Source organism: Shewanella japonica (assembly GCF_002075795.1).
GTDB lineage: Bacteria > Pseudomonadota > Gammaproteobacteria > Enterobacterales > Shewanellaceae > Shewanella > Shewanella japonica.
Genome location: NZ_CP020472.1, coordinates 3,908,868 through 3,930,512, shown reverse-complemented (window position 1 = coordinate 3,930,512; position 21,645 = coordinate 3,908,868). Strand labels below are relative to the sequence as shown.

Annotated in this window: 19 protein-coding genes and 1 riboswitch; of the genes, 14 read left to right on the top strand and 5 right to left on the bottom strand. The window is 40.4% G+C overall.

Going from position 1 to position 21,645, the window contains the following annotated elements; genetic code table 11:
* Window positions 1-119 precede the first annotated feature (119 nt).
* From SJ2017_RS16865 to SJ2017_RS16855, 3 genes are all read left to right on the top strand, one after another.
* A complete protein-coding gene (locus SJ2017_RS16865) occupies window positions 120-1,781 on the top strand; it encodes an ABC1 kinase family protein (protein ID WP_080916532.1) in 1,662 nt (553 codons plus the stop codon).
* A 58-nt stretch (window positions 1,782-1,839) separates the two neighbouring features.
* Window positions 1,840-2,562: a rhomboid family intramembrane serine protease gene (locus tag SJ2017_RS16860; RefSeq protein ID WP_080916531.1), complete on the top strand. Its 723-nt coding sequence runs from the start codon at window positions 1,840-1,842 to the stop codon at window positions 2,560-2,562.
* 87 nt (window positions 2,563-2,649) lie between these two features.
* Window positions 2,650-3,174, top strand: a complete 525-nt coding sequence (locus tag SJ2017_RS16855; RefSeq protein ID WP_080916529.1) for a DUF3087 domain-containing protein — start codon at window positions 2,650-2,652, stop codon at window positions 3,172-3,174.
* Between the two features lie 148 nt (window positions 3,175-3,322).
* On the opposite strand, the gene SJ2017_RS16850 is transcribed toward SJ2017_RS16855, so the two are convergent.
* Window positions 3,323-3,745: an organic hydroperoxide resistance protein gene (locus SJ2017_RS16850; RefSeq protein ID WP_080916528.1), complete on the bottom strand. Its 423-nt coding sequence runs from the start codon at window positions 3,743-3,745 to the stop codon at window positions 3,323-3,325.
* 496 nt (window positions 3,746-4,241) lie between these two features.
* Between SJ2017_RS16850 and SJ2017_RS16845 the strand changes: the two genes are divergently transcribed.
* A complete protein-coding gene (locus SJ2017_RS16845; protein ID WP_055026479.1) occupies window positions 4,242-4,910 on the top strand; it encodes a hypothetical protein in 669 nt (222 codons plus the stop codon).
* Between the two features lie 82 nt (window positions 4,911-4,992).
* Here SJ2017_RS16845 and SJ2017_RS16840 read toward each other — a convergent pair whose 3' ends face one another.
* Together SJ2017_RS16840 and SJ2017_RS16835 are read right to left on the bottom strand one after the other, a co-directional pair.
* A complete protein-coding gene (locus SJ2017_RS16840; RefSeq protein ID WP_055026478.1) occupies window positions 4,993-5,826 on the bottom strand; it encodes a TIGR03899 family protein in 834 nt (277 codons plus the stop codon).
* 41 nt (window positions 5,827-5,867) lie between these two features.
* A complete protein-coding gene (locus SJ2017_RS16835) occupies window positions 5,868-7,064 on the bottom strand; it encodes an MFS transporter (protein ID WP_080916526.1) in 1,197 nt (398 codons plus the stop codon).
* A gap of 182 nt (window positions 7,065-7,246) precedes the next feature.
* Between SJ2017_RS16835 and SJ2017_RS16830 the strand changes: the two genes are divergently transcribed.
* The 5 genes from SJ2017_RS16830 to SJ2017_RS16810 all read left to right on the top strand — a co-directional run bounded on the left by SJ2017_RS16830 (window position 7,247) and on the right by SJ2017_RS16810 (window position 13,194).
* Window positions 7,247-8,671, top strand: a complete 1,425-nt coding sequence (locus tag SJ2017_RS16830) for a hypothetical protein (RefSeq protein WP_055026476.1) — start codon at window positions 7,247-7,249, stop codon at window positions 8,669-8,671.
* A gap of 79 nt (window positions 8,672-8,750) precedes the next feature.
* Window positions 8,751-9,914 carry an imelysin family protein gene (locus SJ2017_RS16825; protein ID WP_080917511.1) on the top strand — a complete coding sequence of 388 codons (1,164 nt, stop codon included), beginning with the start codon at window positions 8,751-8,753 and terminating at the stop codon, window positions 9,912-9,914.
* A gap of 207 nt (window positions 9,915-10,121) precedes the next feature.
* Entirely contained in the window at window positions 10,122-11,714 is a 1,593-nt protein-coding gene (locus SJ2017_RS16820) for a di-heme oxidoredictase family protein (RefSeq protein WP_156003487.1), read from the top strand.
* Between the two features lie 321 nt (window positions 11,715-12,035).
* The gene (hemG, locus tag SJ2017_RS16815; protein ID WP_055026475.1) at window positions 12,036-12,557 is read left to right on the top strand and encodes a menaquinone-dependent protoporphyrinogen IX dehydrogenase; all 522 of its coding nucleotides are present in this window, start codon (window positions 12,036-12,038) and stop codon (window positions 12,555-12,557) included.
* A 109-nt stretch (window positions 12,558-12,666) separates the two neighbouring features.
* Window positions 12,667-13,194 carry a cytochrome b/b6 domain-containing protein gene (locus SJ2017_RS16810; RefSeq protein ID WP_055026474.1) on the top strand — a complete coding sequence of 176 codons (528 nt, stop codon included), beginning with the start codon at window positions 12,667-12,669 and terminating at the stop codon, window positions 13,192-13,194.
* A gap of 162 nt (window positions 13,195-13,356) precedes the next feature.
* Here SJ2017_RS16810 and SJ2017_RS16805 read toward each other — a convergent pair whose 3' ends face one another.
* Together SJ2017_RS16805 and SJ2017_RS16800 are read right to left on the bottom strand one after the other, a co-directional pair.
* A complete protein-coding gene (locus SJ2017_RS16805) occupies window positions 13,357-14,103 on the bottom strand; it encodes a thiol:disulfide interchange protein DsbA/DsbL (RefSeq protein WP_420876290.1) in 747 nt (248 codons plus the stop codon).
* 189 nt (window positions 14,104-14,292) lie between these two features.
* Window positions 14,293-14,940, bottom strand: a complete 648-nt coding sequence (locus SJ2017_RS16800; protein WP_080916523.1) for a DNA-J related domain-containing protein — start codon at window positions 14,938-14,940, stop codon at window positions 14,293-14,295.
* 256 nt (window positions 14,941-15,196) lie between these two features.
* Between SJ2017_RS16800 and SJ2017_RS16795 the strand changes: the two genes are divergently transcribed.
* From SJ2017_RS16795 to SJ2017_RS16775, 5 genes are all read left to right on the top strand, one after another.
* On the top strand, window positions 15,197-15,763 hold the full coding sequence (locus SJ2017_RS16795) for a phosphoribosyltransferase (protein ID WP_055026273.1): 567 nt from the start codon (window positions 15,197-15,199) through the stop codon (window positions 15,761-15,763).
* 141 nt (window positions 15,764-15,904) lie between these two features.
* A complete protein-coding gene (locus SJ2017_RS16790) occupies window positions 15,905-17,833 on the top strand; it encodes a peptidase U32 family protein (protein ID WP_080916522.1) in 1,929 nt (642 codons plus the stop codon).
* A gap of 86 nt (window positions 17,834-17,919) precedes the next feature.
* Window positions 17,920-18,225 carry a DUF3622 domain-containing protein gene (locus SJ2017_RS16785; RefSeq protein WP_065108744.1) on the top strand — a complete coding sequence of 102 codons (306 nt, stop codon included), beginning with the start codon at window positions 17,920-17,922 and terminating at the stop codon, window positions 18,223-18,225.
* 187 nt (window positions 18,226-18,412) lie between these two features.
* On the top strand, window positions 18,413-19,003 hold the full coding sequence (locus tag SJ2017_RS16780; protein WP_167692939.1) for a hypothetical protein: 591 nt from the start codon (window positions 18,413-18,415) through the stop codon (window positions 19,001-19,003).
* 188 nt (window positions 19,004-19,191) lie between these two features.
* A riboswitch (cobalamin riboswitch) is annotated at window positions 19,192-19,428 on the top strand.
* 143 nt (window positions 19,429-19,571) lie between these two features.
* Entirely contained in the window at window positions 19,572-21,569 is a 1,998-nt protein-coding gene (locus SJ2017_RS16775; protein ID WP_080916519.1) for a TonB-dependent receptor, read from the top strand.
* Window positions 21,570-21,645: the final 76 nt, after the last annotated feature.

Here is a 21,645-nt window from a genome sequence, read left to right as displayed (position 1 = left end):
CCATTAATTGATTTTCGTTGCTTTATCTTAGCTTTAGCTAGATGATGTAATGACTTTAAAGTCTTATCAATATCTAGAAAACTAAAGCTTATTTTATCGGGTAAACAGGGAGTTGGGCGATGCTGACTAACGTTAAGCAATTCATGAATCATTCGGCGCGTTCGCGACAGATCCTCACTGTTTTGGTAAAGTATGGTTTAGCTAATTGGGTCAAAGAAGGTAATCCTGAGTTTATTAAAAGTGTATTTGTGAATGAGAGCGGTCAGCAACTTGCGTCACTTTCTATTGCAGTTCGTTTACGTCTAGCATTCAGTGAGTTAGGCACTGCTTTTATTAAACTTGGTCAAATACTCAGTACCCGTGCTGATCTGGTTGGTCAAGAGATTGCTGACGAGCTAACTAAGCTTCAATCTGATACGCCTGCCGATAATAAACAGCAGATCATTTCAACCATTGAAGCTGAGTTCGGTCGCTCATTCGATACTTTATTTCAATCCTTTTGTTTTGATGCATTAGCTTCTGCCTCGGTAGGTCAGGTGCATAAAGCAGTCACCGTGGATGGCCAAGACGTTGTCGTTAAAGTTCAGCACGCTGGTATTGAAGATAAAATTGTTGCAGACGTCGAAATTTTAAAAATGCTGGCGTCTTTGGTTGAGCAATACAATAAAGAACTCAGACTATATCAACCGACTAAGTTAATTATTGAGTTTACTAAATCACTAATGAATGAGCTCGACTACGTGAAAGAAGCTCGCAGTATGCAACGTGCTAGTGCTTACTTTAGTGATAATAGTAAAGTGCATATTCCACATGTTTATCGTGACATTTCAGGTAAACATGTTTTAGTCATGGAATGCTTAAAGGGGTTTAGCGTTGCCGATGGTGACAAACTAAATGCTGCTGAGGTAGATACTAGAGCTTTAGCTGAAACCGGGATCAAGGTGTATCTTGATATGATTTTTGATTTAGGTTTTTTTCACGCCGATCCGCATCCTGGAAATATTTGGGTATTGGAGTCTGGACAGTTAGGTATATTGGATTGGGGGATGACAGCAAAATTAACCCAAGCCGTTCAATTACGCTTTCAGCACTTATTAGTTGCCCTTGCCGATAAAGATCCCGCAGAGTTAACTTACCATATAATCAAATTGTGTCAGGCACAGCCTAAGCTAGATAAAGTCTTACTTGAAAAAGATGTTAGCGATTTTGTACAAGACTTTTTGGAAGTGGATATTAATGAAGTCCCTCTAGTTGCCGTATTAAATGAATTTATTCGAATTATTCACCATCATAAGCTAGTTATTCCTACAGAAGTTTCGATGCTCCTGAGGGTACTCATCATGCTTGAAGGAGCATCTAAGCAATTAGATAGCAGCATAAGTGTTGGTGACGCAATTCGTCCTTATGCGATTAAGATGAAACTTGCCCAGTTGTCGCCTCAATATATGTTCAAACAAACCATGGCGTCTTCTAATCGATGGCAACGTGTCATTAATACTTTGCCTGAACAAATCGAGTTATTAACTCAGCAAATTAATAATGGTCGGTTTGATATTAATTTGAATCATCGAAGTTTAGATACGATTATTAATCGCTTGGTTTATGGGGTATTAAGTGGTGCTATTTTTCTCGGTGGGTGTATGGTGTTAAGTAGTGGCGTACCGCCTTTGTATGAAGGCGTTTCTATTATAGGTTTGGGGATTACTGCCGCAGGCAGTTTACTGGTAGGGCGCTTATTACTTGCTATTAGCCGTTCGGGAAACTTATCAAAAAAGCGTTGAAAAGTACGTAGTAGAATTTAGTCAAATCATGACAATATCAACAATAAGGTCACTTAATATGCCAGCCAAAAATCAGTCGATTATTTACTTAATGGCGATTAATGTCCTTATTTTTATTGCGAGTACATGGTTAAAGTTTGAACCTTTGCAGCCCTTAGCGCTTTACTTTCCATTGAATGAAAAGTTTGCTCTATGGCAGTTAGTCACCCATATGTTCATGCACGGCAGTGTGGCGCATATTCTATTTAATATGTACGCACTGTGGTCATTTGGTACCCCACTTGAACAGACTTGGAAGACGCCAAGGTTTTTAGCTTTTTATTTTGTAACAGGGTTGGGGGCAGCACTGATTTATACTGCCGCTAATTACTATCAGTTTTCCGCTATCACCAATGACATTTTAACGTTAGGTTACAGCACAAATGATATTCAAACCATTTTGCAGCAAGGTATGGCTGATGGTCACTTAGTACAGGCCTTGGGTAAGGATAGGCTGGTTGAGTTTATGTCTATTTACCATGCGCCTGTTGTTGGGGCATCTGGTGCGATGTATGGCGTGTTAGTGGCCTTTGCGATGCGTTATCCGGATGCAAAGTTATCGCTGATTTTCTTACCTGTGCCGATTAGTGCTAAATGGTTTGTCCCACTCATTATTGCTGGTGACCTGTTCTTTGGATTAACTAAATATTCTGTTGGTAATATTGCTCATTTTGCCCATGTTGGCGGAGCCATTACCGCATTGGTGATAATGTTAGTGGTGCGGTATCGTCAAAAACAATGACATGCTTGATTAAGTCGAGTGTGTCAGTTCTTGGGCAATGTTATTTTTCGGGATAAAATGCCTTAGACATTTACGTTTAGGATTATTATGAAGTTAATCTCAATCAATAAGCAGCAATACCGGCAGCAGCTAAATAGATTACTGATCGGGTTGGTGAGTTGCTTAACCTTACTATCGTTAGGTTTTGGCGCTATTTTAATCGCTTTTTTTGGGCAAACGCCCGTCGCGGGAAGTGAGTCTACTGGTAATTTTCACTTAAATTTGATGGGGGTTATCTTAGCTGTCGTCTTTTGTAGCCTTATTATGAATATCATTAAAACTAAACCATTTATGCATGATATTTATTGGGTATGGCAAATGAAACAGCTACATAACCGAATCTATCGAAAATTGACTAAAATTGTCGCTGCGGCTGATAAAAATGAACCTGATGCGATTACCATATTATTGTTTTACTACCACACTCAAAAGCAAGTGTACGAATTAGATAATAATACGTTGACCCTCGATGCTGTTAATCAAAATATTCAAAAAGTTGAATCACAAATTGCCCAATTAAATTTGTCGATTAGCCTCGATGACTTTGATATTGCTTTATTGGATAAGGTGTAAATTGTTGAGGACTTAAAGACTTGAACCATAGTTTTTACCAGGTCTTAAATTAAGTGTGCAATAAGTTATAGCTAACTTCTACAATCACTAGGCTATTTTCAAATGGTGAAAAATAGCCTAGCTCAAAATGGTAACTGACTTATTCAATTTACTCTACAACTAGCTCAACATTGATGTTACCGCGGGTAGCGTTAGAGTAAGGGCATACTTGATGTGCTTTTTCGACTAATGCTTCAGCCGCAGTTTTATCCATTTCAGGTAAACTAATGCGTAGTTTGACATCGATGGCAAATCCGACTCCAGCGGTATTAGCCCCAATGCCGACAGTAGCTCGAACTTTAAGATCTGGGCTAAGTCTTATCTTTTCTTGTCCTGCAACAAATTTCATTGCTCCAATAAAACATGCTGAATAGCCTGCTGCAAAAAGCTGTTCTGGGTTCGTACCTTCACCGCCTGCGCCGCCTAGTTCTTTAGGTGTGCTAAGTTTTACCGATAGTTTATTGTCTGATGATGTTGATTGACCATCACGACCGCCAGTTGTTGTTGCTGATGCTGAATAAATGATATCCATGAAAACTCCTAATTGAAAAATAATGAACGTTAAATTAAGTGATTCAGTTGGATTAATCTTAGCTACTCACTCAATGAAATATACAATACTGTAAATGTAAGTTGTGCGCAATCTAATTGCGCAAAATTATTTTTTGTTCATTTTGAATTGAATATATAGGGCCGGTTTTTACTTGCTTGAATTTATCTAAGACTTGAATTGGGATAACTGTTTTGAACTAAAGTTGCCGCTCATTCGTACCAAGTTTATGGGTTGCGATTGCCAAGTTGAACGATGTGAAACTCCTAAAGTGTGTGCTGCAAAATTGAGTGAAACTTTTAAAGCGGATCCTTCATAAAACGTGTCGTTACATAGCTTGTTGAGCGATGTTGAATGCAGTAGAACCTATTATTTTAATTAGGATTTATGCCAAGAAAGTTGGCTATGAATTGTACGCTAAGATTTCACATGATAGAATTGTTACAAATTATAACAAATACAGTTTCAAGGAGTGATAATGGACAGCACCTTAACCAAAGAAGAGTTAGCTTGTTTTAGTGAGTTATTCGCTAAAACACCTTCTGCCGTTAAGAAAGTGCCAGAAGGTCCTAATGAAACCGTTTCTGTGACAACTGAAATACCTGCAACTTTAGCTAGTTTGCTAGGTAAGACTCAACTGACTTTATTGGCTGAAATTAGCCATTACCGATTATGGTTCCCTTTAAATATTGCCATGGATGAACTTGGACAGTTTGTCCCTAAGCTGGGGATCCCCGAGGTGGTTGATACGCGAGGCGCTGACAGAAGCTGGCGAATGAACGAACTTGATAATGTCAGGATCATTGATTTTGATACTAATCTCGCCATCGATGTGTTGTCTCTTTCAAGCACCGGGCTGACGTTATATGCTCCAAATATAGATGATACTGAAGAGGCTCGTCAGGCTAAGTTAATTTTAACCAAAGACATTAGTTTTGACATTGAATATCAAGTTGTACGCTCTGAAAATGGCGTTATAGCAGCGACAATTGTTGTCAGTGATGAATCTAGAGAAACATTAAGGCAATTTCTATTCTCTATGCATAAAGCTCAGCACTCTAACTTATATGAGCGAGTGGTTGATTCGGATAAGACAGATATCGAAGGAGCTGAGAAGTCATTACTATCACTGAAAAGTGAAACCTAATTAGCCTAAGTTTTCTGAGCGGTTATCGCATGTCATGCTTGTATACTCGCTCACTCAGGCCAAAACCAATTTATTCTAGAGTTTACTTTACGCTAAACCCTGCCTTTAACGTTTCCTTCAATGCTCTCACATATTCGTTCTCTACATTGGCCTGTACCAATAGACTAAGCTCATCGCCCACAGGGGTGAAGCGGTAGTAACTAAAGAGTGAATTATTATTTTTTGGACTAATTTTGAATTGCTGCTCGGTCATCGACAGTAAAATATCGGAATTTTTATCAAGCAGGCCGGTTTCGAATTCACTGTTATGCAGTATGCCAGCATCCATGAGAGTTAAAATACTTGAGTAAGGTAAACCGTATTTAGATAAGCCAATATTCACCTGTGATGTTTTCCTAAAATACTGCTGTAAACCACCACTGATGCGATAACCACTTAATAGCTTATATCGAGTTTCTGCATTCATTTTTACAGACATGCCTAATGCTTTTTCAAGTATTTGTGCTTCTCGTTGGGTCAAGTTCTTGAGAGTGGCAAGGGTTCTTAGGCTAAATTTTCCAGGTTTTACAATTTCGCTGGCTAAAATTCTGGCCCATAAATCTTGCATTCGTCGAGATTGAATTTGTTCTGCCATCTGGAAAAACTGGTAACTCCAGTCAGGATCTAAGTCCTCGCCTGTAACATCAGATGGAGTATAGTTGAGGGCTAAAGCAAAGATGGTTTCAAGATTGAGCTGATGCTGAACTTGCTGTTTTTGTAATCTAAATTGGGCACGTTCTGTAATCGATGCCTGAGAAGGGCGATAATCATCTTCGCTGGCTAATCCGAGAATTTTTCCGAGCAATAATGCTTTTTTTCGTGCAGACACACTCGCTTTTTGGTCTTTGTTAGTTTGTTGAGGGTGACTTTCTGCCATAACGTTTTCTCATACTTCAACGGTGAATAAGCGGGTGATAATTATCTCTCACTCGTTGTAAGAGTAGTTGATTTACCCCAATTCGTTTCATTTCCAGCCTGCGGATGGGCTGGAATATTTAACGATAATATCAAGGAACACAGTGCGAATAATACGCCTATCATAAATACCCACTGTGGTGAGCTTAACCATAGTATGCCTAATAATGCAGGAATAATCACAGCTGCAATGTGATTGATGGTAAAGCTAACCGACATACTGGCCGCAATGTCTTTTGGATCGGCAATTTTTTGAAAATAGGTTTTCATTGCTATTGCCATTGCAAATAACAGGTGATCAATTACATACAGTGCTGCAGCCAATTGAGCATGCTCAACGACAGCATAACTTGCGAAGACAATAATTAATCCAACATACTCAATAACTAACGCATTCCGTTCACCTATTTTTCCAATTAAGCGACCAATAGCAGGGGCGAAAACTAGATTCACGACATAGTTAATTAAAAAGAGTGCCGTAATTTGCGAAACCGAATACCCGAACTTTTCTACCATCATAAATCCGGCAAAAACCATAAAGATTTGACGACGGGCTCCAGACAAGAAGGTAAGGGCATAGTAAAGCCAGTAACGTTTGCGGAAAATGAGTTTTTTATGTTGTGGTTCGGCGATATCAAAACGAGGGTAATAGATACTCATTACCAGCACGGCAGTTAGCCCTAGTCCGCCAATAATGGCGTACATCCATACATAATCTAATTTCAGCCATGTCATCACAATCCAGATACTGCCATAACCTATTAAAGCGGCAGCAGAGCGCCATGCCAACGCCTTACCTAAAAATCCGGCAGTATCTTTTTTATCCACCCATTGCAATGTAAGAGATTGGTTGATGGTTTCAAAGTAATGAAATCCCACTGACATTAACACCGTCGTTAAATATAAGCCTAAAACGCTCGGGAAAAAGCCGGTAATAGCAATGCCGATAGATAACACGGCTAATGAAACCAAGGCAAATGATTGCTCACGGATCAGCAACAAAACGAATATCGCTGTAAAAGCTAAAAAACCTGGCACCTCCCGCAAACTTTGTAGCATGCCGATTTCTGCGCCAGTGAATGCCGCCTTTTCAATGACAAAATTATTTAGCAGCGCCTGCCATACTGCAAAAACCATCGACATAACGAAAGTCATCCACAATAAAAGTTGTTGAGGATGCTTACTGGAGGCGACTGACATAGGGAGGTTTCCTGAACTTGATATCGTGCTTGTATGGTTACACAGATTACATTTTTGCGCTAAGTGTAAATGCGTTGTAAATAAAGCTGCAAAGATAAATGTAAATTATAATGAAAATGATTCTTGTTTAATATATTGTGTCGCCACATTAACGAAGGTTGTGCAATATTGTGGGGAATGAGATGAGCAAAAAGTTAACGCTGTTGGCAGTATCAATAGCCAGTGTGATTGGTTTAGGCACTTCTGCAAGTACATATGCTGCGATATCAGCAGAAGATTTAGCTAAAGCGATTGCCAAGCAAGAAGCTGAAATCGCTCAGCTAAAACAGCAATTGCAAACCATAGCAAAGGAACAAGCCCAGCAAGCTGAATCTCAAAAGCAAATTGAAGTCACTCAGCATCAACAGCAAAAAGCAGTCTCTGATGTTGTTACGAACGTTGCCGCAGCAGAGGACCGTTTCAGTCAGTTTTCATTCAAATCTTATGGGTCTGCGAATTTCACGAGTGATGAGTATTTTGACAATGTACAAGATACCACGCCAGAAAGAAGAAACCGTTTCGACTTAGAGCGCATAGTCACTGAATTTGGTTATCAGTTTACTGAGCACTGGAGCATGGAAGTTGAAATTGAATATGAGCATGGCGGAACTGGCGCTGCGCTGGAGTATGATGGTTTTGATGAATTTGGTGAATTTGAATCTGAAATAGAAGCAGGCGGCGAAGTTGTCGTTGAAAAAGCGGAAATTCGATATCGCCCTAGTGAAGCCTTTGGCGTTAAGTTCGGTAATATTCACTTGCCAATCGGCCTAACGAGCACCTTACACAAGCCAAACCAATACCTCACTGTACTCCGTCACAAAAGTGAAGCTGCCATGATCCCGGCCGTGTGGAACGAGAATGGTATTGGTGTTTACGGTGAAATCTCTGATTTTCATTATCAAGCCCAGATTGTTAGCGGCTTAAACTCTGAATACTTTCGAACCTATGATTGGGTTGCATCAGGACATCAAACCCGGTTTGAACATGTCAACGCTGACGACTTAGCATTTGCTGGGCGAATCGATTACGGCAACTTTAAAACTGGTAGTGCTATTGGCGTGTCTTACTATTACGGCAATACCTCAGGCAATCGAAATAAAAGCAATAAGCTCAATGTTGACGGAACGTTGAGCATAGTGACAGCTGCAGCTGCATATGTTGAGGGGCCTTGGGTGCTACGTGGTCAATACATGTACGGTACTTTAAGTGACTCTGATGCAATTACATTAGCGAATAAAACCACTCCAGGTTTACAGCCTGGTAACTTCGCGCAATTGGGCTCTAAATCGCAATCTTTCTTTGTTGAAGCAGGCTTTAAGCTTGATGACTACTTAGCTATTCCTATGACTGTATTTGCCAATATAGATTATTCAAATCCACTAATGGAAGTGGAAAGTGGTACTGCGACTAAGCGTTATGAAAATACCTGGAGCAGTATCGGAGTTAACTACTTCCCAATTCCTGAAATTGTCATTAAAGCAGAAGGCGGCCTTCAGCAAGTGGCCGTAGCCAGTATTCCTGATACTAACTTTTTTGCACTTGGTGTGGGTTACCAGTTCTCGCTATAAGCCAGTGCATTAACATGTTTTTTTAAATGAAAGTGCTGAAATGAATCAGCCAAAATTATTGATTGAAATGGAGTTTTACATGAATTTTAAGTATACAGCGATTGCACTAACCTTAATGGGTACATTAACCGCTTGTGGTGGTTCTGGTTCTGATGATTCCTCTACCCCAGATCCGGTAGTACCTGAAACTGGGTTTAGCTTTGCTGCAACTGAGATGGTCACAAACTTAACGAATGACGTCATTGTAGCGGGTTATGCTGATTTAGCGGCACAGGGTGATGCATTATTATTAGCGACCCAAGCACTAGTAAATTCCACATCACAAGCAGATTTAACCGCTGCCCAAGAGGCGTGGAAAGCGGCACGTAAGCCTTGGGAACAAGGTGAATCTCACATCTTTGGTCCTGTTGATTCATTGAGTATCGATCCGCATTTGGATAGCTGGCCACTAAATACTACTGATTTACAGACTCAGCTAGATAACAATACAGGCTTTGACGCTGAAACAATTAAAAGCTGGAATGATGATGTACAGGGTTTCCACACAATGGAATACCTATTGTTTGGCGATGGTGTCGCTGATAACAATAAGTCTATCAGTGATTTAACGACGGCTGAACGTGAATATGTCATTGCACTTGCTGAAGTCTTTAGAGATTATGCAAAACAACTTGATGATGCTTGGCAGATTTCTCATAACCCGCAAGATGCGAACGCATTACCATATGCTGATTTATTAACTTCACCAGGCAGTGATAACAACACAGTTTACTCTTCTGAACTTGCTGTCATTGAAGAGTTGATCAACGGCATGATTGGTATTGTTGATGAAGTCGGTAACGGTAAAATTGCGGATCCATTTGGTGATTCTTTAGCCAATGCTGATACCTCAAAAGTTGAGTCTCAATACTCTTGGAATTCATTAACTGACTTTGCTGACAACATTCAAGGTGTGCGCAATGTATATCATGGCGAGTTTACAGGCTCTGCCGACAAGCAAGGGATTATTGATTTTGTTGCCGCAGCTGACAGCACGCTTTCAGTACGTATTTCTAGCGAAATTGATGATGCTATCTTGAAAATTCAAGCTATTGCAGGCAACGACGATATGCCTTTCCGTCAAGCTATTCTTGATGAAGCAGGTCGTACTCGTGTTGAAATAGCAGTAACAGCACTTACTACTTTACAAACCTCATTAGAGTCAGATGTTATCCCACTTTTATCTGAGTGGAACCCTCAGTAAGCCACATAACGGATAAGCAATCGCTTTGCTCTAAATTTGATAAGGGCAGAGCGATTTAAGCTTTTGACTAATAAGCCAGCCGTTAGAGCAAGGCAAGTCCCAAATTGTGTTGTTTAAGCCTTTTGCAGTGTTATTGATTTAAGAGTGTGCAAGATGAACAAGTTTCAAAAATTCCCCAATCAACATAACAACATTGTGCTGACATCCATGGTTAGCATCTTACTATTATCAGCATGTGGTGGCAGTGGTGATGAGCAGCCAACACCGACGCCAGAGCCACCTGTTGTCACCTATCCTGACTTTACCGATATTACCGCAAGTGGTGGCGATACAACGACCTATGATGCCGGTAATTCTGGGCATGGTTTTTCGACACCTGCACCTAATTTATCAGAGGGCGATTTAGCACTGCACCTTGAAGGTGATGCTAACTTTGAAATTTCATTTACCACAGCACCAAATATAGAGCATCCAGAATTAGATGGTCTAGGCCCTGTTTTCAATAATGCCGACTGTAACTCGTGTCATCAACGTGATGGACGTAACTCAACGCCTTTCCTGTCAGCAGATCAAACCCGGGTCAAGCTAGGGTCTGATGCGGGAATTTTCTTGCGGATCAGTAAAGCTGCAGATGTTGAATGTACCCAAGGCAATGCTGCAAATAATTATTGTGCTCCAATCCCTGTTCCTGATTTTGGTGGCCAATTGTTCCATCGCGGCGTGCTAAAGGCGCGAGCAGATTGGCAAGAAAATGCCTTTGGCGGCCAAGCAGACGTTTACTTGTCATACGAGCGTACAACAGTGACTTATGACGATGGCACCAGTGTTGAACTTAAAAAGCCGATTTTTGAAGTCGAAAATCCTTATGATGCACCTGGTGAGACAAAACAAAGCACCAACATTACCTCAAATTTACTTCAAGATGATGTGTTAATGGGTTGGCGTAATGGCATGCCAGTATTTGGTTTAGGCTTACTGGAAGCGATACCTGAAGCTGCCATTCTAGCACTAGCGGATGCCGATGATAGCAACGGCGATGGTATTTCAGGTCGTCCGAATTGGGTTTTTGATGCGATTAAAGATCGCAACGGAGATGACAACCCTGTCTCTCTAGGTCGTTTTGGTTGGAAAGCCAATACGCCAAGTGTAAGAGTGCAATCTTTAGGAGCATTACGTGGTGATATTGGCATTACTAACCCGTTATTTCCTGATGAAAGTGTGGCAGGTACTAGCCTTCATGACTCCTATTTAACCCGAACAGGTTTTGTTGATACCGGTGAAGATGAAAATGGTGAGCCTGAAGTTGACCAAGCGCTTAGTGATGCTGTGGTTTTTTATGCTGAAACCTTAGCTGTACCAGCCAGACGTAATGTTGATGACTCTGATGTGCGTGAAGGTGCCCGTTTATTTGCATCAATTAACTGTAGTGGTTGCCATACTCCAAGTTTTACCACTAAAACTAGCGGTGATATTGGTGGCAGTGACATCATTGATTCATTAAAGGGCCAAGTGATTTATCCTTTCACAGATATGTTATTGCACGATATGGGTGATGACTTAGCTGATGGGCGCCCTGACTTTTTGGCTAATGGTAATGAATGGCGTACCCGCCCGTTATGGGGCTTAGGGTTAACTCAAACCGTTAATCCGCAAGCTGGATTTTTGCACGATGGCCGTGCAGCGACAGTTGAAGAAGCAATTTTATGGCATGGTGGTGAAGCACAAAACAGTCAAGAGGCATTCATGGCATTGAGCAAAACTGAGCGTGATCAGTTAGTGTCATTCTTAATGTCACTTTAGTCGGTAAGTTATTATTAAGATAAGCGTGATGTCGTATTTGTAAATTGCTGATTTTCAAAATGTATAAGTGGGCATATCGTCAGATATGGCCACTTTTTTGTGAGCGAGACAAAAAATCATCATTTAATTAGCTGCTATTGCTAATATGTCGTGATCTGATTCATGTAAATTTATTCGAGATTCAATTAAGCTAGTCTTTAAATGCAGTTAGTCTATTAAAAGACATTTTTGATACTGTAACTAACGTATCGAACAGCAGGGGAAACATGTTAATTCTATCCCCATCTTTAAACTCGTTCTTTGTTTATCTTAGAGGTTAACGTGAGCAATATTTTAATCGTTTATTCAACAGTCCACGGCCAGACCCGTAAGATATGTGATTATATGCAAGAAAAGCTTGAGGCTGCAGGTGAAACTGTGACTTTATCAGCACTGCAAGATAAACCTGATTTATCGGCTTTTGATAAAGTGTTTATTGGCGCAAGTATTCGCCATGGTAAGCATCGCCCTGAGCTCTATCAGTATGTTGCTGCAAATAAAGCATTACTTGATACCAAGCCCAATGGTTTCTTTTCAGTTAGCTTAGTGGCGAGAAAGCCAGGTAAAAATACGCCTGAAACCAATATGTATATGCAGGCATTTCTAAAACAAAGTGAATGGCAGCCTAAAGAACTAGAAGTGTTTGGTGGTAACCTTGACTATCAATACTATGGGCCGATGGATCGTAATATTATTCGCTTTATTATGTGGATCACCAAAGGGCCAACCGACCCGCACACAAAGGTGGAATACACAGATTGGGCTAAAGTCGACAATTATGTCGAAAGAATCCTGTCTGCTTAACATCATTTAAAGCCAACATATCGAATGTTGGCTTTATTTTTAGCTGCTAAAGCAATTTTATGACAATAGATAATCCGTGCTTTTGGCTAAAGACATACTGAGGATAGTTATGAATCAAGTGAGTAGATGGTGCCGCACCATTGCAGATAAACTGCATGTTATCGTCGTGGCCTTGAGTATCTTTTTAGTGGTAACGAGCCCATGGATATTGATTGGCAGTCGTTTACGTGCGAAAGCCAGTATTTGGGATAGCTTACATGTATACCTTGGCTTGGTTGCAGCCATATTCGGATTATTGTTTTTATTGAAGAACCTGTTAAATGGGCATTGGCGACAGTTTTTTCCGTGGCTAACATTGGATTTTGGTCAACTCGTTCAAGAAATAAAGCAAATACCGCAGGGAAGGTTACCCAGTTCAGGCGGCAAAGGGATTTTTAGTATCGTTGAAGGAATAGGCTTAGTGTTGATGGCGCTGGTCAGTATTACAGGCATCGCATGGTTTGTTTATCAAGGGTCGAGCGATGCGTTAATGTGGCGAAAATATCACATCATGTTTGCTCAAGGTTTTGTTGGCTTTTTAGTTATCCATATCATTTTTGCAGCATTTCATATTATTGATATGGTAAGAAATTCTTGAGGGCGGTTTGACGTTATCTCAGTGTTATGGAAATCAAAACTGGCGGTAAGTAACGATTGATAAACTCATTTTAGATAGTAAAAAGCCCAATCAAATGATTGGGCTTTTTGTTGTCCGATTAACAGCAATTGAGTGAGTTGCGTTATCGATTGGCGATGGTGATTACTTCTTTTCTAATGCTAAGTAATTCATCACATCAATTAGGTCACCAAGGGTGCGCATTTCATTCATGTTGATAGCGTATTTATCATTGACGATGAAAGTTGGAACACTTTGTACTTGGAACATCACTTGCTGTTGACGCCATAGTGATAGCTTTTTATTGGTGGTATCACTGTCTGCGATTTTGTCGTAAGTTGCACCATCAATACCATGAGCGGCAAAAACTTTTTTGATGTCATCACGGTTATTAATTTCTGGCTCATCATGTGTGTGGCCAGGTGCGCTATGATCGTGATGACCACCTTCACCTTGAATCGCTTGGAACATGGCAGTATTAAGCACTGCTGCATTACCCACTTCATGGATAACAGCTAATGAGCGCATGACTTCTGTACCAATGTCACTGTTCATAAAGTCAACGTGCTTAGTTTCGAAGCTGATGCCTTTATTCAAGTTGCTTTTAATTTCTGGCAGGTACTTACTTTCCATGTTGTAACAGTTATGGCAATAAAAAGAGAAGAACTCAGAAATTTTAGGCTCGCTTGAAGCTGGTGCATCAGAAATTTTAGTGTAATGCTGTCCTTCAACAAACTTAGATGGAATCTCAGCAACTTTTTCAGCCACTGCTTCAGTCGTGACTTCAACCGCTTTTTCATTCGTTACTTCAGCAGGTTTGCCACAGCCGGTTAAGGCGATTGTGAATGCCGCAAGTGCCATAGTAAATGCTATAGGTTTAATCTTAATCATTTCAGCCTCAATAAAAGTGTCACGTTACCCGCTGGTAGTCGTGAAAAATCTTAAAATAGTCTTAATTAAGCCAAAACTTAATTGCCTTAATCTTAACAAGAATTATGACCTAAACGATGATTTATTTCAGAGTTAAATATGTGATGTGGTACGGCTTTCTATAAAAATAAATAGGCGTAAAACGCGGTGTTATCCCGCTTTTGAGCGTAAAGTTTGCCATGCTTCACAAACTTGCCGAAACTGCTCAGCATCTCCATCTGGGCGATCAGGGTGGAGTTTTAAGGCTAACTTTCGCCACTGTTTACGAATATCTTTGTCGGTTGCGGTTTCGTTTAACTCAAAAATCCGTAAGGCATGAGAGTCGTGCATGAGCTGTTGGTTAGCCCCAATATACTCATGGTAACTTGACCAAAAAGACTCGAGCATTTCTTTTACGACATTGGCACAAGTGTCGTAATGTTGCCAATCAAGGTAATAGTTTTTTAACGCTTCATCATGTTGTTGCTGGTGGACAATGTCATGGGGCAATACACGACATATTTTTATATCCATTGCTTGAACCTGAAGCCACTGCTTAGGTAACAGCATGCTTTGTAATTCAAACAATGCATTCATCAATAAAAAGTTGCGTTTGAATAAATCCTTCTCAGGCAAAGGATCAAGATCATGCATCAAGCCTTTGGCTTGTAACGCACTGGCAAGATGGTGCACCTTCCAGCTTTGATGTTGGCCTTGAAGTAAAGTGAGTAGAGGCCAAATTAATGGGTTATCACTTTTAAGAGATAATGACTCATGTGATGAAAACGACTCTGGCTTAGCATTGTGTGCAGCAAGCATAGGGGCTATTTCACTATGAATGGGCAGTTAATTTACTATGCCACAGATGCACAGGGAGTCAATGGTGAAAAAATATTCAAAATGAGCTTATGCTTGAGCCATGAAAATAGCGTCAATTTGGGTGGGTTGGTTTAAATAATTGCTGAAATATGTCTAGTTTCAGTAACAAATATGACGTTTCGTCACATTGCTCAAAGACAAGCAGCTATCCTTGGTATAAAATTCGCCGCAATAAAAACGATAGGGGCCCAATCCAATGACAGATAAACATTACATCAGTGCGCAGCAGTTACTTGAAGACTCTTTTAAGCTTGCGGCGCAAGTATACGATAGTGGTTTTAGACCGCAATTTATTGTTGGCATTTGGCGTGGTGGTGCACCTATTGGTATTGCAGTACAAGAGTTTTATGATTTCAAAAATGTTGAAACTGACCACATCGCAGTACGAACGTCTTCTTATTATGGTATTGGAACTGATAAGCAAAGCAAAAAAATAAAAGTGCATGGCTTACATTACATTATTGAAAATGCCAATGCAGAAGACGGTTTATTGATTGTTGATGATGTTTTTGATTCAGGCCGCAGTGTGGATGCGTTAATTGATAAACTGCAAAAGTTTATGCGCAAGAATATCCCAACAGATATTCGAGTAGCATGCCCTTACTACAAACCCAAAAATACCGCTGTTGACTTAAAACCTGATTATTTCATCCATGAGTCTGAAGAATGGTTGGTTTTCCCTCATGAAGTGTCTGGGTTAAACCCACAAGAAATCGCTGAAGGGAAAAGTGATTTTAAGAATATTCAGCATTTGTTTAAGTAAAAGCAACGAAACTGGTTATTTTTTGCTAAACTAGCAAACTGAACAGTGCGTCAATGATAGTGACATACACGTGGTTTTAGTCCGTGTTTAGCTACTATCTTGATGCATTTTTTATTACCTAGAAAAAGATAAACATCGATTATGAGTTCTGTAGAGATATTTTCGCCGACACCACCTGTAACTAAGTCTACTGAAAAGAAACAGTTAGAGTTACTCGCGCCTGCTAAAAACGCAGACTATGGTATTGAAGCCATTCGTCATGGTGCAGATGCAGTTTACATTGGTGGGCCAGCATTTGGCGCTCGTCATAATGCCGGTAACAGTGTTGAAGATATTGCTCGATTAGCTGATTTTGCTCATCGCTATCATGCGCAAGTATTTGTCGCATTAAATACGATTTTAATGGATGACGAAATTGAGCAAGCTCAAAGTTTAATTTGGGAATTATATGAAGCGGGTGTCGATGCACTGATTATCCAAGATATGGGATTATTGCAGTTAGATTTACCACCGATTGCAATGCATGCCAGTACCCAAATGGATAATCGCACCCCTGAAAAAGCAGTATTTTTAGAGCAGGTGGGATTCTCGCAAGTGGTATTAGCCCGCGAGTTAAACTTGCCGCAAATTAAGCAAATTGCTGACAACACCAAGCTTAAATTGGAATATTTTGTCCATGGCGCATTATGTGTAAGTTACAGCGGTTTATGTAACATCAGTCATGCGTTTTCAAATCGCAGTGCTAACCGCGGTGAGTGTTCGCAAATGTGCCGCCTTCCTTGTGACTTGTCGACCCGTGATGGTGAAGTATTAGCTGAAAATGAGCATTTATTATCACTTAAAGATAATAACCAGACAGAAAACCTCGAAGCATTAATTGATGCTGGGGTGACTTCATTTAAAATTGAAGGTCGTCTTAAAGATATTAGTTACCTTAAGAATGTTACGGCTCATTATCGTCAACAGTTAGATGCGATCATTGATCGTCGTAGTGATCTAGAGTCGATGTCCCATGGCCGCAGTGAATTTACGTTTACTCCTGATCCTGAAAAGAGCTTTAACCGTGGTAAAACGGATTACTTTATTAATCAGCGCACCGCGTTGATTGAACATTTTAGCTCGCCTAAATACATAGGTGAAAAGGTCGGCACAATTGTTGGCGTCGGTCGTGACTTTATTAAAGTTGATAGTGCTAAAGCGGGTAAAACCATCGAATTTAATAATGGTGACGGTTTATGTTTTTTCATCGATGGTTACCAAAAACAGCGTCTTTCTGATAACAAGACCAAAGGGCTGCGCGTTAATCGTGCTGACGGCAATACCCTGTTTTTAACTGATGTTAGTAAAGATTTGAAAGTGGGTGTTGAGCTATTTAGAAACTTTGATCATCAATTTGATGCGTTGTTATCTAAAGATTCAGCCACCAGAAAAATACGAGTGAATATGGTACTCAATGATACCGATAGCGGCATTGCATTGACCATTAACGATAACCACGGTCATTATGCTACTACCGAGCTTGAGTGGGCAAAAGAGCCAGCAAAAGACTATGCAAAAGCCGATGCCAGCCTTCGAACTCAATTAGGAAAGCTAGGTAATAGTGATTATGTATTAGGGCAGTTACAAGTGAACTGTGCCAACAGATGGTTTTTACCAGCATCGGTAATTAATGGACTACGTCGTGACGCTATTGCTGCTTTAGATGAGAAGCGTATTAATGGGTATCAACGACCTCTTCGAGGCGAGCACGACAAAGAAGCGCGCTTCCCACAGAAGTATTTGAGCTTTCTATCAAATGTCGCTAACGATAAATCTCGAGAGTTTTATCAGCAGCACGGTGTGATTCAAATTGAAGACACCTATGAAAAGAACCAAGTGTTAACCGATGCGCCATTAATGGTCACTAAGCACTGTTTACGATATAGCTTTAATTTATGCCCTAAAGAAGTCGAGGGTATTAAGGCTGATCCTATGGTATTAGATATCGGAAAAGATAGATTAAAGCTGGTTTTCGACTGTCAGAAATGTGAAATGATGATTGTTGGTTCAAACCAGTTAGTGAAACAATAAACTACGTATTGGCAGCAATGCCAAGTTGAGCATATTCGCGTGTAACGCGACATATTTAAGCTGTAATCAGCTAGGAAAACCGAGTAATGAGCAAAAGTAAGAAGTACGATTTTCGTGTGTTAGCCGTTGGCGATACCTTTAAAGCAGAAATCACCCGTCGTATGAGTGCAACCAAGACTGTTGTATCTAAAAGTCATGATGGCTTTGCAACAGAAGAAGAAGCGACGGCATGGGGCCAAAAAGAACTGACAGGCTTTATGGCCACACAGGCTGAGCGCAACAAACGCAAAACAGAAAAGAAAATTAAAGCAAAATCAATTGCAGACGCGATTGCTGCAGAAGCACTTATTGACGATGAAAATGAATTGAATCTAACTGATTCAGAGGATTAGCTTGAAGATTAGTAGTTAAAATAATACAGTAATACAACATTTTGGTGACATAGTTTGCTGTATTTTATTAAAAATTAACTAAACTTCACCTTTCAGCACCAATACCAAGGATGATTTCGGTATGAAAGCTTGCGCTACCCTAATAATAATTGGGGGGCTGTTATCATTCAGCCCTTCATTTAATGTAATGGCCAAAGAGCCACAACCATTTCTTAATACTATTACTGCAAACCTTGATTCTGAGGGCGGTTCAACTAAGAAAGAACTGTCAATTTTTTCAAATAAAGTCTCTTTTGTGTTACCCACTGGCTGGAAAATGGCTTTCAATGCTGAGCGTGGCACCATGTATAAAGCGGAGTTTGTTCCTGCTGGAGAGTCTCTTAGTGATTGGTCTGACTTATTTTGTATTCAAGGTTTTGAAGGGTTAGCTGACAATATCGAAAGCGCCCAGTTTTTAGATAATTTTGCTGATACCTACCAACAAAGTTGCCAAGGAGAAGTGGTTTATAACCAGTTGGGGATGACTCAAATCGGCGGTAAAGAAGCATATCATGGCATTATTGGTTGCACGGCGATGAAAAACTTATATGGCAGCGCAACGTCACGTAAGCAGCAAGGTGAAATTGGTTATTACGCCGTGATTAAAGACACTGACGATTTATATTTAATGCATAAGTCAATGCGAGGAAGTGTATTTAGTCAGTCTAACCCGCCACTCAATGCCTCAAACCACCGTGACTTTATTTCGAATATGCTTACGGTAAAGTTCTCCCGTTAACGCGCCTCACCACAAATGCTTGTCGCAAACCTGTAAGCCGTTTCTCTAATCATATTATTCAACTTATTTCGCTAGCAGTTGAATAATATGATAGATCATCATTCTTTATATCAAAAAGAAACATTAACACGTTATAATGTAATCTGTTGTTATATGTAACTGATGAACAGTCGTGTAAACAATTCAAATTTATCGTCAATTTTTTGTGGTGCCCAGCCTCTATTTCATTCGATGAATAGAATTGGGATAATCGGGAAACCAGTGAAAACCTGGTACTGCCCCCGCAACGGTAATGGTGAGAACTGAGTGCGTTAAATAGGCTTGTTGGAGAACTGACAAGTCTATAACGTTTAAAATTCAGCTTCGTGAGTCACAATGGTGACTTTATCCTGAGTCCGGAGACCGGCCCAAAAAATGATTTTGAGATTTCGGTGGGCAGATCTCGAAATGTAGCCTTACTAGCCATGAGTGAATCATTGAGTGTCAATTGAACTTGATTTCATTCAAATTGCTAGCACCTATGCTGCGGCAAATATGCCCCATTTTTCCTTTTAGGAGTTAAAGGTAAATGGGTACTAATCCAACTAAAATCGCCACTGCACTGAGCCTGATATTAAGTGTTTCTGCTGCAAGTTTTGTTTCAACTGCTAATGCTGAAACGACTAATACATCATCAACTACTGAGCCTGCTGCTATCAATGCAGAAACAGAAACCATTGTGGTTATAGGTCGAAGTGAAGCTAACCCACTGAATATTGCTGCTAACGTGCACGTCATTGGCCCCGCAGACATTGAGATGAGCGGTGCTGTAAGCTTAACTGACTTACTACGCAGCCAAGCGGGTATTCAAGTGTCTGATAATAATTCAGGTACGACCTTTGCTATGCGTGGTTTTACCGCATCGCAAGCTGCCAGTAACACTCTTATTTTGATTGATGGTCGCCGTTTAAATAATATCGATATTTCTGCGCCTAGTTTGAATGCGGTAGCGTTAAACCAAGTTGAGCGTGTCGAAGTGCTATATGGTAGTGCTGGTGTCGTATACGGTGATCAAGCCGTGGGTGGTGTCATTAATATTATCACTAAAGCTCCTAGCGGAACAGGTGGTGGTCTTGAGCTAAGCGCTGGTAGTTTTGATACCTATGAAGCTAAAGGTGATATTTCTGGCCAAATCAATGATGCATGGCGTTATTACTTAGCGGGTAGCTACAACCAAAGCGATAACTATCGTGATAATAACGAGAGTGAAACGGGTTCTATTTTAGGACGTTTACAGTATCAGTCTGATAAACAGCAGTTTTTTGTAGAAGCCAGCTACTATGACGATAATCGTCAAGCACCAGGTGCTTTAACCTTAGCGCAATTTGAAGATGATCCTAGTCAAGCAGCACCATTCACAGATGATGACTACACCCATGAAATGACCACAGCACTGCGAAGTGGTTATGAGTATCAATTAACTAATGAGTGGGCTTTAGCCGCTGATATAAATTATTCAGATACCTTAACAACTAACTTTTTATGGGGGAGTGCTGGGCGAATCGAGCGTAACTTATTTAGCTTTTCACCTAAAGCGACGGGTAATTACCAGTTAGAGCAAGGTGATTTAGACATTGTCGCTGGTATTGATTTAAGCGTTGGTGAAGCTGATTTTGATCTGGCTTACACTCAAAGAAACAATGAACAAAAAATGGCAAGCGTTTACGTTCAAGCCTCGGTGCCATTAACAAGTACATTATCTTACGTCGTGGGTGGCCGCTATAGTGAAGTGACTGATGATTTAACCGATCAAACTTTATATCCAAACGGTGTCGAGCTTGATAATGACGCCCATGCATTTGAGTTAGGTTTAAATTATCGTCCAAGTATCGAACATCGCTTTTACATTCGTGCTAACGATAACTTCCGTTTTGCTAAAGTTGATGAGCAGGCTTACACACCAGTAACCACAATAGGGTTAGACCCACAAACTGGTCGTTCATATGAAGCAGGATGGGATTGGACAGAAAGCTTATACACCTTCAAATTAAACGCTTATGTACTCGATTTAGAAGATGAGATTGTTTATGACGCTGGGCGCACAGATGGCCCACAAGGTGGCGGTGCAAACGTTAATGCGGATGCATCTCGCCGTTTTGGGGTTAACACCAGCTTTGATGTTCAATTATCAGAAGATTGGTTATTAGGAGCATCATATGACTACATTGATGCTGAGTTCACTGAAGGTGAAAATGAAGGTAAGGCTTTGTCTTGGGTTGCTGAACATAATGCACGTGCTTATGTCAGTTATGACATTGCAAGTGAGTGGCAAGTGTTTGCTGAAGGCATTTACACCGGTGAGCGTTATATCGAAGGTGATAATGCCAATGTTGACCCTAAATTAGACAGCTATGTGTTAGCTAACCTTGCACTGAATTACACTCGTGATAATTGGTCTGCAAGTTTGCGTGCGGATAATTTATTTGATGAAGAGTACGTCAGCGCTGGCTATTACTCTGCATGGGGTAATGGTTATTATTCAGGGAATGGCCGCTCTGTACGTTTGACTGCTGGATACCGTTTTTAGAAGTGATTGTTTTTTAAACGGTGGGAAAAATCCAAACAGGATAAAACACTAGAAAAATTAAAGCCGACAACTCGCT

Coding starts and splice junctions, on each gene's coding strand:
- SJ2017_RS16865 (WP_080916532.1), top strand. CDS start 120: ATGCTGACTAACGTTAAGCAATTCATGAATCATTCGGCGCGTTCGCGA.
- SJ2017_RS16860 (WP_080916531.1), top strand. CDS start 1,840: ATGCCAGCCAAAAATCAGTCGATTATTTACTTAATGGCGATTAATGTC.
- SJ2017_RS16855 (WP_080916529.1), top strand. CDS start 2,650: ATGAAGTTAATCTCAATCAATAAGCAGCAATACCGGCAGCAGCTAAAT.
- SJ2017_RS16850 (WP_080916528.1), bottom strand. CDS start 3,745: ATGGATATCATTTATTCAGCATCAGCAACAACAACTGGCGGTCGTGAT.
- SJ2017_RS16845 (WP_055026479.1), top strand. CDS start 4,242: ATGGACAGCACCTTAACCAAAGAAGAGTTAGCTTGTTTTAGTGAGTTA.
- SJ2017_RS16840 (WP_055026478.1), bottom strand. CDS start 5,826: ATGGCAGAAAGTCACCCTCAACAAACTAACAAAGACCAAAAAGCGAGT.
- SJ2017_RS16835 (WP_080916526.1), bottom strand. CDS start 7,064: ATGTCAGTCGCCTCCAGTAAGCATCCTCAACAACTTTTATTGTGGATG.
- SJ2017_RS16830 (WP_055026476.1), top strand. CDS start 7,247: ATGAGCAAAAAGTTAACGCTGTTGGCAGTATCAATAGCCAGTGTGATT.
- SJ2017_RS16825 (WP_080917511.1), top strand. CDS start 8,751: ATGAATTTTAAGTATACAGCGATTGCACTAACCTTAATGGGTACATTA.
- SJ2017_RS16820 (WP_156003487.1), top strand. CDS start 10,122: ATGGTTAGCATCTTACTATTATCAGCATGTGGTGGCAGTGGTGATGAG.
- SJ2017_RS16810 (WP_055026474.1), top strand. CDS start 12,667: ATGAATCAAGTGAGTAGATGGTGCCGCACCATTGCAGATAAACTGCAT.
- SJ2017_RS16805 (WP_420876290.1), bottom strand. CDS start 14,103: ATGATTAAGATTAAACCTATAGCATTTACTATGGCACTTGCGGCATTC.
- SJ2017_RS16800 (WP_080916523.1), bottom strand. CDS start 14,940: ATGCTTGCTGCACACAATGCTAAGCCAGAGTCGTTTTCATCACATGAG.
- SJ2017_RS16795 (WP_055026273.1), top strand. CDS start 15,197: ATGACAGATAAACATTACATCAGTGCGCAGCAGTTACTTGAAGACTCT.
- SJ2017_RS16790 (WP_080916522.1), top strand. CDS start 15,905: ATGAGTTCTGTAGAGATATTTTCGCCGACACCACCTGTAACTAAGTCT.
- SJ2017_RS16785 (WP_065108744.1), top strand. CDS start 17,920: ATGAGCAAAAGTAAGAAGTACGATTTTCGTGTGTTAGCCGTTGGCGAT.
- SJ2017_RS16780 (WP_167692939.1), top strand. CDS start 18,413: ATGGCCAAAGAGCCACAACCATTTCTTAATACTATTACTGCAAACCTT.
- SJ2017_RS16775 (WP_080916519.1), top strand. CDS start 19,572: ATGGGTACTAATCCAACTAAAATCGCCACTGCACTGAGCCTGATATTA.